Raw genomic sequence first — 13550 nt, forward strand, 5'->3', positions numbered from 1 at the left:
ATTCGTGCAGTTTTTCTTAGCGCAATTGTTTCCAGCCCTATGGGGCGGCAAGCTTCGGAGCCCGCATCATCAGCCGCAATTGGTTGAGTGCGAGCAGGCACAGGACGCCGCTCCCGAGGATGCCGGCGCCGATCGCGAGATAGCTGGTTTCGCCGGCGAGCGCGAAGGCGAAGCCGGCCGTGGCGAGCCCTGCGGCGGCAAGAAGCACCGGCGACCAGGGGAGGTCGAAGGGAAGCACCGCCATCAGGCGCAGACCGAAGGCGGTCGCAAGGACCGCGCCGATCGCACCACCGGTCGCAAGCGCCGTATCGCTCGGGCCTGCGACAACCAGTGCCGCGAGCGCCCCGAGGTTCAGCAGCAGGCAGTCGATGACGGCGAGCAGAAGGATCAGCGCAAGACGCTGCTTCAGGTGCAGCGGCGTCGGCAACATGATCTGCGTCAGCGTGCGGGCAAGCGAAATGAGGATGATCGCGGGCGCCGTGGCGAGGAACCCCTGCTGCAGGTCCGGGCTGATGACGACCCACGTGACCGGCAGGAGCACTGCAAAGATGCCGGCCGCCATCATCAGCGCGAAGCTGGCAAGCAGGGCATAGTATTGCCCGAGCGTCCGGGCGAGGTCCGCGCGGTTGTCGGTCCGGTCGTGGGCGGCGACGATTTCGGGGTACTGGATCGCCTGAAGCGCCGAAACGATGAGCACGAAGGGCCGCTGCAAAAGGTCGAGCGCCAACAGCGCGCCGGCGGCACCCGTCGCTCCGAGAACGGATGTCAGCAGCGTCTTGAGGGCGAGCGGCGCGAACATGGCGGCCGTTGCAGCGCCGGCCGAAACGCTGCCATAGACGAGGTGCTTGCGGAAGCGCGCAGTCTCCAGTGCAACGGTCGGTCGCGCTGCCGGGCTGCGGGAAAGAACCGAGGCGAGCAGGCCGTAGGCAGCGTAGCCGGCCAGAAGCCCCGTGACCGTCGAGAGGAAGGTGGGCGAGGCCAATGCCCCGGCGAGCGTGCCGACTGCCAGAATTGTGGCGCGTGATCCCTGCAACACGGAAAAGGCGCGAAAGTCCTGACGAAACCGCAGCATCGTCAGATGCAGGTCGCTGCCCCCTTGCGCGATCGACACCAGACCGCCGACAAGGGCGACGACCGGCGGCACGCCGAAGAACACGGCTATCGAGGCTGCGGCCAGGCAGAGTGCTGCGCAGACCGTCGCTTCAACGAGGATCGTGCGCCGCTCAGCCGCCTCGCTGTCAGCGTCCGGCCCCGGATAGAAGCGGGTGCAGGCGAAGCGCACCCATTCGAAAGCGGCGATCGCTGCGAATTGGCAGATCGAGACGAACAGCGAATAGCTGGCGTAGTCCGCAGGCGCCAGCCAATGGGCGACGATGATCAGCAGGCCGAAGGCGATGACGGCCTGATAAAAATAGGCGCCGAGCGCTATGATCTTCGCCATGGGTTCTCTGCTCTTCCAACGGACGTCCTTGATAGCGCAAAACCGCAAAGAAAGTGTTTGCCGGGCGTCGGTTCACGGGTCAGGCGAGTTCAGACGGGTCGAAATTCCTGACGTCTTCGAGCAGTTCGACAAGGCCTTTGACGGCATGGGCAAGCAGCGCCTCGCCGCGCGCAGCCGTTGCGGCTGACGCGTTGCCGGCAACGCCATCGGCGTTGAGGTCGCGCATCTTCCAGCCGAAGGCATGCGGGCCGTAGGCACGCAGATGCTTGAAGCGACCGGCAAAGTCGCGCTGACGCGAGGGGAAATCGGACGCTTTTGTCGTGTCCACCTTGTCGGGATGCAGCGCCAGCATCACCGAAGTCTCGATATCGCCGCCGTGAATGTCGAAGGCCTTGTCTTCTGGCGCGATCCAGCCGTCCGGCTGGCCGAAGCGGGTCCAGCTGGTCGCGACCGCCAGCATGTTCAAGCGCACGCGCGCTTCGGTCGCGACGATCGTCATCAACGGCGAATTGCCGCCGTGGGCGTTCAGCATCACGAGCTTGCGAATACCAAGGCCATGGAGATCCCCGGCGATGCCGAGCCAGCGCTCCACGGCCTCGTCATAGGCGAGCGTGCGGGTGCCGGCGACATCCATGTGCTCGATCGAGTAGCCGACCGGCTCGGCCGGCAGGAAGGTTACAGGCAGATCGGCGGGAAGGACGGCGATGGTGCGGGAGACGATCCCCTCGGCAATCAGCGTGTCGGTTTCGAAGGGCAGGTGAGGTCCGTGCTGCTCATGCGCGCCGAGCGGCAGCACCGCGATCCAGTCGCGACGGGCGTCAGGCGGAAGATCGGCCGGATTGTCCTGCCATCGCGGCTCGGGCATCGACATTTCTCTTCGATCCTCCACGTCAATTGTCGTAAAATTGTTATTTGAGTCATACAGTTCGTAATCGCAAGCTGTATTGTTATAAGTGTTCGAGACGGGATTCGGCAGGAGGTCCAATGGGCAAGAAGAACAAGGCCGAAAAGAAGGGCAAGAACGGCAAGAAGAAGGACGAGCTCCTGATCGAGCCGCACGATCTTGCCGCCGTCCTTGTCCAGGCTGCGCGGTCCATGCGCACCGTGCTCTCCCGCAATTTGCTCGAAAGCGGCCTCTATGCCGGACAGGATGGCGTCATGCTGGCGCTGGCCGAGACCGATGGCCTGACGGCCGGCGGGCTTGCGGTCAAGCTCGGCGTCAAGGCGCCGACCATGACCCGCACCATCGGCCGCATGGAAGCGCAGGGCTTTCTCGAGCGGCGTCCGGACGACGATGATGCCCGGCTCACGAAGGTCTATCTCACTGAGCCCGGCCGCAACCGGCTGCAGACGATCGCCGAGGCCGGACAGCACTCGGAAAAGCTCGCGACCCGCGGCCTGACCGATAAGCAGGTTCGCACGCTGATGAAGCTGCTGCGCGCCGTCGACAGCAATCTCCAGGCTGCGCGCGCGGCCGATTGAACCGGATTTGCCGCATATTGCCGCGGCGATTTAAACAGTTTAAATAGGGATTTAAATTTATGGCACGCGTGCCGTCTCAAAGGCGCGCGAAGGATGTCGAACGGCTTGACGCACCGCTCCTGGCTGGGGTTCGTGCGGATGGGGCGAAACAGGGCTTACAGGGGGCATCGTGGCGCAAAAGGTGAAGCTTTCGACGATCGCGGAAACACTCGGTCTTTCGACGGCGACGGTATCCCTGGCCCTGCGTGACAGCCCGCTGGTGGCGACCGTCACCCGCGACAAGATCAAGGAACAGGCGCGCGCGCTCGGCTATATCTACAACCGCCGCGCTGCCAGTCTCAGGACATCGCGATCGGGCATCATCGGCGTCGTCGTGCACGACATCATGAACCCGTTCTACGGGGAAATCCTCAAGGCGATCGAGGCCGAACTCGACCGCGACAAGCAGACCTTCATTCTTTCCAATCACTACGATTCCGTCGACAAGCAGCGCGATTTCATCGAGACGCTGCTGCAGCTCGGCGGCGACGGCGTCATCATGTCGCCGGCGATCGGCACGCCGCTGGAGGATATCCAGCTTGCCGAGGACAACGGCATGCCGGCGATCCTGATCGCCCGCTCGATCGAGGGTGTGGACGTGCCGATCTTCCGCGGCGACGACGCCTACGGCATCTCGCTTGCCGCCAACCACCTGATCGGCCTTGGCCACCGCTGCATCGCCATGGTCGGCGGCACGGACGAGACCTCCACCGGACGCGACCGCTACCAGGGCTACGTCAACGCGCTGCGCAAGGCGAACATCGAGGTCGATCCGGAACTGCGCATTCCCGGGCCCCGCACGAAGCAGGGCGGCTTCGAGGCCGCAGTGCACCTGCTTTCGTTGCCGCAGAAGCCGACCGCGGTCGTCTGTTGGAACGACCTCGTGGCGATCGGCATGATGAACGGCATCGCGCGCGCCGGTCTCGTGCCGGGCGTCGACATCTCGGTTACCGGCTACGACGACCTGGAAGAGGCGTCGATCGCGACGCCGGCGCTCACCACCGTCTGGAATGGGCAGGCCGATGTCGGCCGCAGTGCTGCCCGCGCACTACTCGACAAGCTCTCCGGCAGCCATGAGCCGGACGGAATTCACCTGATCAAGCCGGAGATGCGCATCCGGCAGTCGACCGGCCCCTTGCGGGTCATCGCCTGAGGCCCATCACCCGCAAGGAAAATTGCCATGTCTGCCCGCATTCGCGTTCTCGTGCCCGGAAAAATCAATCCGCGGGTGATCGATCGTCTGGCGGAACGGTTCGACGTGGTGCGGATCGAAGGTGCCGATGCGACGCTGGTGACGCCGCAGATGCAGGACGTCAAGGCGATCGCCGTTTCCGGGCGCGTGCCGGCTGCACTGATGGACGCCCTGCCGCAGCTTGAGATCATCGCCAATTTCGGCGTCGGCTACGACGGGGTGGAGGTCGGGCATGCCGCGGCCAAGGGAATTGCCGTCAGCAACACGCCCGACGTCCTGACGGAAGAAGTGGCCGATACCGCGGTCGGGCTGCTGCTCAACACGCTCCGTCAATTGCCGCAGGCGGAGCAATGGCTGCGCCAGGGTCGCTGGAGCCGCGAGGGCGCGTTCCCGCTATCGCCGCTGTCGCTGCGGGGTCGAAGCGTCGGTCTTTACGGTCTCGGACGCATCGGTCTTGCGATTGCCAAGCGGCTCGAAGCCTTCGGCGTATCGATCGCCTATCATACGCGCAGCCCGCGCGAAGGCCTTGCCTATGCCTACCATTCGACGCTGACGGGGCTCGCAGCTGCGGTCGACACGCTTGTTGTCATCGTACCCGGCACCGAGGCGACGCGGCGGACGGTCAATGCGGAGGTGCTTGCCGCGCTTGGCGGCAATGGGGTGCTGATCAATGTCGGACGCGGCTCGACGGTCGACGAACAGGCCTTGATCGCGGCGCTTCAGGCGGACGTGATCGCCGGTGCCGGTCTCGATGTCTTCGAGAACGAGCCGCAGGTGCCGGAGGCGCTTGTGGCGCTGCCGAATGTTTCGCTCCTGCCGCACGTGGCCTCTGCCTCGGTGGTGACGCGCAACGCCATGGCCGACCTCGTCGCCGACAACGTCGTGGCGTGGTTCTCGACCGGCAAAGCGCTGACGCCCGTGCCGGAAACACCGTTCACGCGACGCGCGGACTAAGGCCCGACGTCGACGCGCCAGGCGCAAGGTCAAACAGATAGCTCAGGCAGCCAGACGACCGGCGGCGTAGGTTCTGACCGCATCGCCGAACGCCTTGAACAGGCTCGCGGACGGCGTGTCCGTGCGCACCCAATATTCCGGATGCCATTGCACGCCGACGGCAAAGGCCTTGGAGCCGATCACCGAGACGGCCTCGATCGTGCCGTCGTCGGCAACCGCTTCGACCGCAAGACGGGGTGCGGCAGCGCCGATCGCCTGGCGATGGAGCGAATTGACGCGGATGCGGCCGGCGCCGAGCACCGGCGCGAGGCAGCTTCCTTCCTTGACGATCACGTCCTGGCGGATGCCGTAGGCGACGTCGAGTTCCTTCACGTCGGGCTTGCGGTGATCCCAGATGCCCGGTTGGTCCTGAATTTCGGAGGCGAGCGTGCCGCCGAGCGCGACGTTCAGTTCCTGAATGCCGCGGCAGATGGCGAGAAGCGGCACGCCGCGCTCCAGCGCGCGGGTGATGAGCGGCAGGCTGGTCGCGTCGCGGCCGGGATCGAAGGGGCCGTCGCTCTCCTTGGCCTCGGCTCCATAGAGCGAGGGATGGACGTTCGAGCGGGCGCCACTTGCCAGCACGCCGTCGACGCGGTCGAGGATCTCGTCGATGTCGTTGCCGGTCTCGAGTGCCGGGATGAGGAAGGGCATGACGCCGGCGCCTTCGACGGCGGCGCGGACATATTGATGGGCAACGACATGCCAGACATTGCCGTCGAATTCGCGGAAATCGCACGGGATGGCAACGACAGGTTTCGACATCATCAGGCTCCGTTGGATGCTTGAGAAAAGCCTTGCCTTCAGTTGCAGATGAAAGTCAACTGAGAAGGTGGTGAGCGCGATCGTCGCGCCGATCCCGGGCGGCGAGACAGGAGGAGCGATCCGAAACGGCAGGAAATCGCAGGTATTTCTTCAAGAACGAGTAACCATCACAGGCGCAAGTTTGGGATCATCTACGGGCGTCGCAGAATTGTCGAAGTTGCGATCAAGCCGTTTTATTGTGCGAATGCCTATGTTTGGTTGTAGAAACCGAGTATTGTCCCGTGCGGTTCGCACTACTGAGTTGAACTCTTGGGCGATGCCGGCGAAGACCCGTGGTTTTGCTGGGATTCGGTACATTTTTCGGGGCGTTAGACGAAATCTTTCGTTAAGTCATCACCCCTAACAATCCGGTAAACCGGAGCTTGGTTCATGATGCGACTTGGACAGAGCGCTCTTCCGACTGACGTGTATCTGTCATCCGTGAGCTCGCTCTACGAACATCGCAAAACGCTGGTGATCGGCATGCTGTCGCATGTCGTGACGTTCCTGCTCGTCTATCTGAAAACCAGTGATCCGCTCTATCTCGCCTGCTCCGGTGTGATCTTCGTCCTCTGGGCGCTGCGCAATCTCGACATGGCGCGGTTCGACCGGCAGGATTTCTCCAATGCCGATCGGGCGATGGTCCGCAAGTGGGAGAACCGCTACATCGTCGGCGGCGTCAGCGTCACGCTCACCTGCGGTATTGCCTGTGGCTACGCCATCGCCATCAGCCAGGACTCCTTTTCCGAGCTCGCCACCATTTCGGTGACGCTTGCGTCGATGATTTCGCTCGTCGGTCGCAATTACGGCTCCGAGCGGGCCGTGCTCCTCTTGTCTTCCTCGGCCTGCCTGCCGATCGTCATCGGCCTGCTCACGCTGCAGGACGTGTTCATGCTGGCGCTTGCCGTGCTGATCCTGCCCTTCATCCTGTCCACCTGGATGATGGCCAACAATGTGCGCGCCTTCCTCTATGAAAACGTGATGGCAGCGCGCGAGATCGCCACGATCGCCGGCCAGTTCGACACGGCGCTCAACAACATGACGCATGGGCTGTTCATGCTTGATGCCGATGGCCGGGTGGTCGTCGCCAACGAGCGGGCCTGCGAATTGCTGGCCCTCGGCGACCGCACCGAACTCAAGGGCTGGTTGCTCGATGATGTGATCCGGCGCGGCGCCCGGCGCATGCGGCTCGATCCGGACAAGACCAAGGCCATTTCGCGCCAGCTCGACCTTCTGCTCAAGGGCAAGCGGCCGCAGGTGCTGATCCCTGTCAGCGAAGAGCTGCATCTGGAATTTTCGGCGAGCCGCCGCGATAACGGCGACACGGTGCTGATTTTTGAAGACGTGACCGCGCGCGTCCAGGCGGAAAAGCAGATTCTGCATATGGTGCGGTTCGACAAGCTGACGCAGCTGCCGAGCCGCGACTATTTCGGGGAGCTGGTGCAGGCGACGGTGAGCGCGGACGACACGGCCGAACGGTTGGTCGGGTTGATGGTTCTCGACGTAACGGAATTCAAACACGTCAATGACATGCGCGGCCATATCGTCGGCGACAGACTGCTTCATGCGATTGCCGGTCGGCTAAGGGTGCTTGCCGGTGACGATGCGATCGTCGCGCGGCTGATGGGCGACGAGTTCGTCGTGTTCATTCCCGATGGCAGTGACGCTATTGCTCTCGAAGAGCGGATGCGCGGACTTCATGCCGATCTACGCGACACTTACGAAGCCGGCGGCTTCACCTTCAGCATGACGATGAGCGCTGGCATCGTCATCGCTTCGAGCCTCGACCTCAAGCTCGAGGACTTGCAGATCAAGGCGGATCTTGCGCTTTCGGAAACAAAGCTGCGCAACCGCGGCGGCTGCACGGCCTTCGAGGCCGAGATGGATGCGCGCTACGTCGATCGCCAGAAGCTGAAGGCGGACCTGCGCGAGGCGATCAACGCCCGCAGCCTGACGCTCTCCTACCAGCCGATGTTCGCCCCGAACGGCGGGCGCGTGGAGTGCTGCGAGGCGTTGGCGCGATGGACCCATCCCGAACGCGGGCCGGTGCCGCCGAACGTATTCATCCAGCTTGCCGAAGAGCTCGGGCTGGTCACGGAAATCACCCGCTTTGTTCTCGATCAGGCGTGCCGGGACTGCATGAACTGGCCGGGCGACGTATCGGTGTCGGTCAACCTGTCGGTGCTCGACCTTCGCAGCAGCGAAATCGTGGTCATGGTCACGGACGCACTTCGCGGAACCGGTCTCGATGCCGCGCGGCTGCATCTGGAAGTGACGGAAAGCTGCCTGATGGACGAGCCGCTGAAGGTGCAGGCGATCCTGCGCGAACTGCGCGGACTGGGCATCACCATCGCCATCGACGATTTCGGCACCGGCTACTCGAGCCTCAGCTATCTCGATGCGCTGCCGGTCGACATCATCAAGATCGACCGTTCCTTCGTGCGCAACATCCGCGAGGATTCTCGGCGCTTCAAGCTTCTGCGTGGGACCGCCAACCTTGCCCGCGCGCTCGGCCTGCGCATCGTCGTCGAAGGTGTCGAGACGGCGGACCAGCTACAACTTATCAACGAGCACAATTGTGCCGATTTGATACAGGGCTTCGTCTTTGCCGCGCCCATGCCGGCTTCGGCCATTGCTACGCTTTGCAAGAATGGTGTGCCAAAACGAGGCACAAAAACCACCAGCAAGCGCATCGCCTAACCCCTGAAATCTTCTTGAAACTGTCCTGTTTTGCTGCTGGTTTTCCGGTAGCAAGTCATTGATTAGGTGCGCCAAATTGATCCCGCTTTGGTGCACTTGATTTCAAATCGAGCAAATAAGTTCACGAATTTTTATGGTTAACGAAAAGTTAACGGTGAACTGTTTCGATTTGCGGTTGCCGCCCCATCACCCGTCAATAGGTTAACGATTTGTTAACCATGAGGTGTTGAGTATGGGTGAGACGGTTCACCAGGCTGAGCCTGGGCGCTTTTCTGAAAAACTGATGCAATTGCTCGATCGCGTCGAATACCGGCGGGTCGAAACCGGCGAGGACATGGAGGACATCGCGCGGCTGCGCTACAAGTCCTACAAGTCCGTCAATCTGATGGAGTTGACCGGCTCGACGCTGATCGACGATCTCGATTTCGACAGTCACGCCTATGTCTTCGGTCTCTATCTCGACGAAGTGCTTGTCAGCACCGTGCGCGTTCATCATGTGACGCCGGATCATCGCGCCAGCACGTCGGGCATGATCTTCGCTCCCGAGATCGACGCGTTCCTCGACGCCGGCATGGTGCTGGTCGATCCCGGCCGGTTGGCGGTCGATCCTGACGTGATCGGCGACGAGATGCGGGCGCTTCCCTATCTGACGCTGCGACCGGTCGCGATGGCCTGCGAGTATTTCGCTGCCGACCGCTGCCTGACGGCCTGCCGTCCGCGCCACGCGGCTTTCTACAAGCGCATCTTTGCGTCGGAGACGGTTGTCGCCAAGCGCGAGAACCTCGGTGTCTACAATGCCGACGGCGCGCTTCTGGTGGCACAGGTGCGGGGGCAGCGGCCGTCGATCCTCGACCGCTACCCGGTCTTCGATTCCGAACCGTTCGAACGCCGCATGATGTTTGCCGACCGCAGCGAGGTGCCGTTTGCGCCGCTGACGATCCTGCCGACCGCGCGCATGGCGCAGACCGGCTACGGCCGCTCCTACCGGATGTCCGTCTTCCGGTAAGCGGCCTTGATTGCGCATGCGAATTCGGGGCGCGTCGAGGCGCTCCGCACCTTGCTATGTGGCGTGACATTTCGCCCCATCAGGTACGGCTAAAGAACGGGTTTTCGTTGCGCCAGCCGTGCGCATTGTGTAAGGGCAGCTATAAGGGTTTCGCGGCTTTTCGCGAGACCATGCTTCGATAGGGGCGGCGATGACCCCAAGGTGGCGCCGCGGCATTCAGGGAGAATTTTGAACGATGGCTGAGCATCATTCTGGACCGGTCGATGTGGGCGCTCCGATGGACTATCCGGAACACGAGAAGACCTACCTCATGTTCCTGAGTGCCTCGAAGTACGGCACGCTTTTCTGCGTCGCCCTGCTGATCGCGATGGCTGCCGGCTTCTTCACGACGATGGGCCTGATCTCCTCGATCGTGCTTTTCATTCTGATCAACGTCGCCGGTTTCTTCTTCCTTCGCTAATCGGCGCGACCAAACCGACCGTTGAGGGAGCGCAGACCGTGCTTCCTCGGCGACCGGGCGTTTGCCCGGAAGAAGCTGCATGTCGCCGGCTGGAGGTGCCGACGCATATGGCTTGAGGCCCGGATGCCCGTCGTAGGGCAGGGGGCGGATAATCCTCACCCGCGTGAGGGAGGAGTGGACAGCAGGCCCGCAGAGCCCGATTGCGGCTCGATGCCGGTGGATCGCCAAAGGTCCCGCATCCAGGCGATGGCTTGTTCCAGACGATTGCGCCGGGCACAGGTGTGCCGCGCACATGAGGGCGTGTCGGCCCGGTAGGCCACCCGCTTTGCAGTCGGAGAGAATGCCCGCATTCCGGCCCTGGCTCGATTGCGGCCAGGAGGGGGGACTTGTGAGCGAGATCGTCTTCGTCGCCAAGGAAACGGATCCGAACGAGGGTCGCGTTGCCGCATCACCGGATACTGTGAAGAAACTGAAAGGTCTCGGCTTCGACGTCGTCGTCGAGGCGGGCGCCGGGTTTCTGTCGCGCATTCCGGATGCCGAGTTCGAAAAGTCCGGAGCCCGGATCGGCACGACGGCAGACGCCAGGGCGGCGGATGTCGTGCTCAAGGTCCGTCGGCCGACGAGTGTCGAGATTGCCGGCTACAGGTCCGGCGCCATCGTCATCGCCATCATGGATCCCTACGGCAACGAGGCGGCGATCGCCGACATGGCGAATGCCGGATTGACCGCTTTTGCGATGGAGCTGATGCCGCGCATCACGCGCGCGCAGTCGATGGACGTGCTGTCCAGCCAGGCCAACCTCGCCGGCTATCAGGCGGTCATCGACGCGGCCTACGAATATGACCGGGCGCTGCCGATGATGATGACGGCGGCCGGCACGGTTCCTGCCGCCAAGGTCTTCGTCATGGGCGCCGGCGTTGCCGGTCTGCAGGCGATCGCGACGGCCCGCCGTCTCGGGGCCGTGGTCTCGGCAACCGACGTGCGTCCCGCCGCCAAGGAGCAGGTCGCCTCGCTCGGGGCCAAGTTCATCGCCGTCGAGGACGACGAGTTCAAGGCGGCTGAGACCGCCGGCGGCTACGCCAAGGAAATGTCCAAGGACTATCAGGCCAAGCAGGCAGCACTTGTCGCCGAGCATATCGCCAAGCAGGACATCGTTATTACTACGGCGCTTATCCCCGGCCGCCCGGCGCCGCGGCTCGTTACCCGCGAGATGCTGAAGAGCATGAAGCCCGGTTCGATCGCGGTCGACCTTGCGGTCGAGCGCGGCGGCAACGTCGAGGGGGCAGAGGCCGGCAAGGTCGCCGAGGTCGAAGGCGTCAAGGTTATCGGCCATCTGAATGTGCCTGGCCGCATCGCCGCTTCCGCCTCCGGGCTTTATGCCAAGAACCTCGTCACCTTCCTGGAGACGATGGTCTCCAAGGAGACCAAGGCGCTCGCGCTCAACATGGAAGACGAGCTCGTCAAGGCGACGGCGCTCACCCATGGCGGTCAGGTCGTGCATCCGAACTTCGGCGCCAGCAAGGGGGACAAGTGATGGCGAATGAACTTCTCGACAAGGCGCTCGCCGATCTCGACCGGGCGGTAGAAGCGGTCCGCACCGCGGCCGAATACGTGCCAGATGCGGCCGGTGCCGTCGCCCATGGCGCCACCGGCGGTGCGATCGACCCCTTCGTCTTTCGCCTGGCGATCTTCGTGCTGGCGATCTTCGTCGGCTACTACGTCGTCTGGTCGGTGACGCCGGCGCTGCACACGCCGCTGATGGCGGTCACCAACGCGATCTCCTCGGTCATCGTCGTCGGCGCCCTGCTGGCGGTCGGCATTTCCGCCTCGGGGCTGGCGACCGGCTTCGGCTTCATCGCGCTGGTGCTCGCCTCCGTCAACATCTTCGGCGGCTTCCTCGTCACCCAGCGCATGCTCGCCATGTACAAGAAAAAAGACAAGTGAGGCCGGCCTGATGAACGCCAACTTCGCAGCCTTCCTCTACCTCGTCTCGGGCGTCCTGTTCATCATGGCGCTGCGCGGCCTTTCGCATCCGACCACCAGCCGTAAGGGCAACACCTACGGCATGGTCGGCATGGGCATTGCCATCGTCACGACGCTGCTGCTTGCCAAGCCGAGCTTCGGTGGCCTGATGCTGATCGTGCTTGGCCTTGCCATCGGCGGCGGTATCGGTGCGTTCATCGCCCGCCGCATCGCCATGACGTCGATGCCGCAACTTGTTGCTGCCTTTCACTCGCTGGTCGGTCTTGCCGCCGTCATGGTGGCGGCTGCCGCCATGTATGCGCCGGAAAGCTTCGGCATCGGTACGATCGGCGACATCCACGCGCAGGCGCTGGTCGAAATGTCGCTCGGCGTCGCCATCGGCGCGATCACCTTTACCGGCTCGGTCATCGCCTTCCTCAAGCTCGACGGTCGCATGTCCGGCAAGCCGATCATGCTTTCGGGTCGCCATGCGATCAATGCCGGCCTGGCCGCCGCGCTCGTCGTGCTGGTGATCATGCTGGTCCTGACCCAGAGCACGACGGTGTTCTGGCTGATCGTCGTACTGTCGCTGGCGCTCGGCGTGCTGATCATCATTCCGATCGGCGGCGCCGACATGCCGGTGGTGGTCTCGATGCTCAACTCCTATTCGGGCTGGGCCGCGGCCGGTATCGGTTTTACGCTCGGTAACCTGGCGCTGATCATTACCGGGGCGCTCGTCGGTTCGTCCGGTGCGATCCTCTCCTACATCATGTGCAAGGGCATGAACCGCTCGTTCATCTCGGTCATCCTGGGCGGCTTCGGCGGTGAGACAGCAGCGGCCGCAAGCGACGACGGCGCCCAGCGCACGGTCAAGCAGGGCTCGGCCGATGACGCGGCCTTCCTGATGGCGAACGCCTCCAAGGTGATCATCGTGCCCGGCTACGGCATGGCGGTCGCCCAGGCACAGCATGCGCTGCGCGAAATGGCCGATCAGCTGAAGGCGGCCGGCGTCGAGGTCAAGTATGCGATCCATCCGGTCGCGGGCCGCATGCCCGGCCATATGAACGTTCTGCTGGCTGAAGCAAACGTTCCCTATGACGAAGTGTTCGAGCTCGAGGATATCAATTCCGAGTTCGCGCAGGCCGATGTCGCCTATGTCATCGGCGCCAACGACGTCACCAACCCGGCGGCGCGCGACGACAAGTCCTCGCCGATCTACGGCATGCCGATCCTCGACGTCGACAAGGCCAAGACCTGCCTGTTCGTCAAGCGTTCGCTCGGCTCCGGCTATGCCGGCATCGACAACACGCTGTTCTACAAGGACGGCACGATGATGCTGCTCGGCGACGCCAAGAAGGTGACGGAAGACATCGTCAAGGCGCTGCACGCCTGAGGGCTGCTCGCATCGACCGATAAAGAAACGCCCGCCTTTCGGCGGGCGTTTTGCGTTGAAGGACATGCGCGCGCCGTATGC

Annotated in this window: 12 protein-coding genes; 9 read left to right on the forward strand and 3 right to left on the reverse strand. The window is 63.4% G+C overall.

Going from position 1 to position 13550, the window contains the following annotated elements:
* Window positions 1-37: 37 nt before the first annotated feature.
* Both IB262_RS18110 and IB262_RS18115 read right to left on the reverse strand, forming a co-directional pair.
* Window positions 38-1441 (reverse strand): hypothetical protein, encoded by a 1404-nt coding sequence (locus IB262_RS18110; protein ID WP_192493727.1) that lies wholly within the window; start codon window positions 1439-1441, stop codon window positions 38-40.
* Between the two features lie 79 nt (window positions 1442-1520).
* Window positions 1521-2312, reverse strand: coding sequence for a creatininase family protein (locus tag IB262_RS18115; RefSeq protein WP_060581276.1), 792 nt, complete (start codon window positions 2310-2312; stop codon window positions 1521-1523).
* Window positions 2313-2425: 113 nt separating this feature from the next.
* Here IB262_RS18115 and IB262_RS18120 point away from each other — a divergent pair, with 113 nt between their 5' ends.
* The 3 genes from IB262_RS18120 to IB262_RS18130 all read left to right on the forward strand — a co-directional run bounded on the left by IB262_RS18120 (window position 2426) and on the right by IB262_RS18130 (window position 5108).
* On the forward strand, window positions 2426-2923 hold the full coding sequence (locus IB262_RS18120; RefSeq protein WP_034786917.1) for a MarR family transcriptional regulator: 498 nt from the start codon (window positions 2426-2428) through the stop codon (window positions 2921-2923).
* Between the two features lie 169 nt (window positions 2924-3092).
* Window positions 3093-4115: a LacI family DNA-binding transcriptional regulator gene (locus IB262_RS18125; protein ID WP_034786913.1), complete on the forward strand. Its 1023-nt coding sequence runs from the start codon at window positions 3093-3095 to the stop codon at window positions 4113-4115.
* A gap of 27 nt (window positions 4116-4142) precedes the next feature.
* Complete coding sequence (locus IB262_RS18130; protein WP_112976381.1) at window positions 4143-5108, forward strand: 2-hydroxyacid dehydrogenase; 966 nt, start codon at window positions 4143-4145, stop codon at window positions 5106-5108.
* Window positions 5109-5150: 42 nt separating this feature from the next.
* Here IB262_RS18130 and IB262_RS18135 read toward each other — a convergent pair whose 3' ends face one another.
* On the reverse strand, window positions 5151-5909 hold the full coding sequence (locus tag IB262_RS18135) for a gamma-glutamyl-gamma-aminobutyrate hydrolase family protein (protein ID WP_034787271.1): 759 nt from the start codon (window positions 5907-5909) through the stop codon (window positions 5151-5153).
* A 429-nt stretch (window positions 5910-6338) separates the two neighbouring features.
* Here IB262_RS18135 and IB262_RS18140 point away from each other — a divergent pair, with 429 nt between their 5' ends.
* The 6 genes from IB262_RS18140 (at window position 6339) to IB262_RS18165 (ending at window position 13469) form a co-directional block, all read left to right on the forward strand.
* Window positions 6339-8648 carry an EAL domain-containing protein gene (locus IB262_RS18140; protein WP_112976382.1) on the forward strand — a complete coding sequence of 770 codons (2310 nt, stop codon included), beginning with the start codon at window positions 6339-6341 and terminating at the stop codon, window positions 8646-8648.
* Window positions 8649-8880: 232 nt separating this feature from the next.
* Window positions 8881-9654 carry a hypothetical protein gene (locus IB262_RS18145; protein WP_060517561.1) on the forward strand — a complete coding sequence of 258 codons (774 nt, stop codon included), beginning with the start codon at window positions 8881-8883 and terminating at the stop codon, window positions 9652-9654.
* A 235-nt stretch (window positions 9655-9889) separates the two neighbouring features.
* Window positions 9890-10114 carry an aa3-type cytochrome c oxidase subunit IV gene (locus tag IB262_RS18150; protein ID WP_034786900.1) on the forward strand — a complete coding sequence of 75 codons (225 nt, stop codon included), beginning with the start codon at window positions 9890-9892 and terminating at the stop codon, window positions 10112-10114.
* A gap of 388 nt (window positions 10115-10502) precedes the next feature.
* Window positions 10503-11648 carry a Re/Si-specific NAD(P)(+) transhydrogenase subunit alpha gene (locus tag IB262_RS18155; RefSeq protein ID WP_113505630.1) on the forward strand — a complete coding sequence of 382 codons (1146 nt, stop codon included), beginning with the start codon at window positions 10503-10505 and terminating at the stop codon, window positions 11646-11648.
* Complete coding sequence (locus tag IB262_RS18160) at window positions 11648-12058, forward strand: proton-translocating transhydrogenase family protein (RefSeq protein ID WP_034786897.1); 411 nt, start codon at window positions 11648-11650, stop codon at window positions 12056-12058. Before IB262_RS18155 ends, IB262_RS18160 begins: the two co-directional genes overlap by 1 nt.
* A 10-nt stretch (window positions 12059-12068) precedes the next feature.
* A complete protein-coding gene (locus IB262_RS18165) occupies window positions 12069-13469 on the forward strand; it encodes an NAD(P)(+) transhydrogenase (Re/Si-specific) subunit beta (protein WP_112976384.1) in 1401 nt (466 codons plus the stop codon).
* Window positions 13470-13550: the final 81 nt, after the last annotated feature.

The sequence above is a fragment of the Ensifer sp. ENS02 genome (genome assembly GCF_014851885.1).
Classification (GTDB): domain Bacteria; phylum Pseudomonadota; class Alphaproteobacteria; order Rhizobiales; family Rhizobiaceae; genus Ensifer; species Ensifer adhaerens.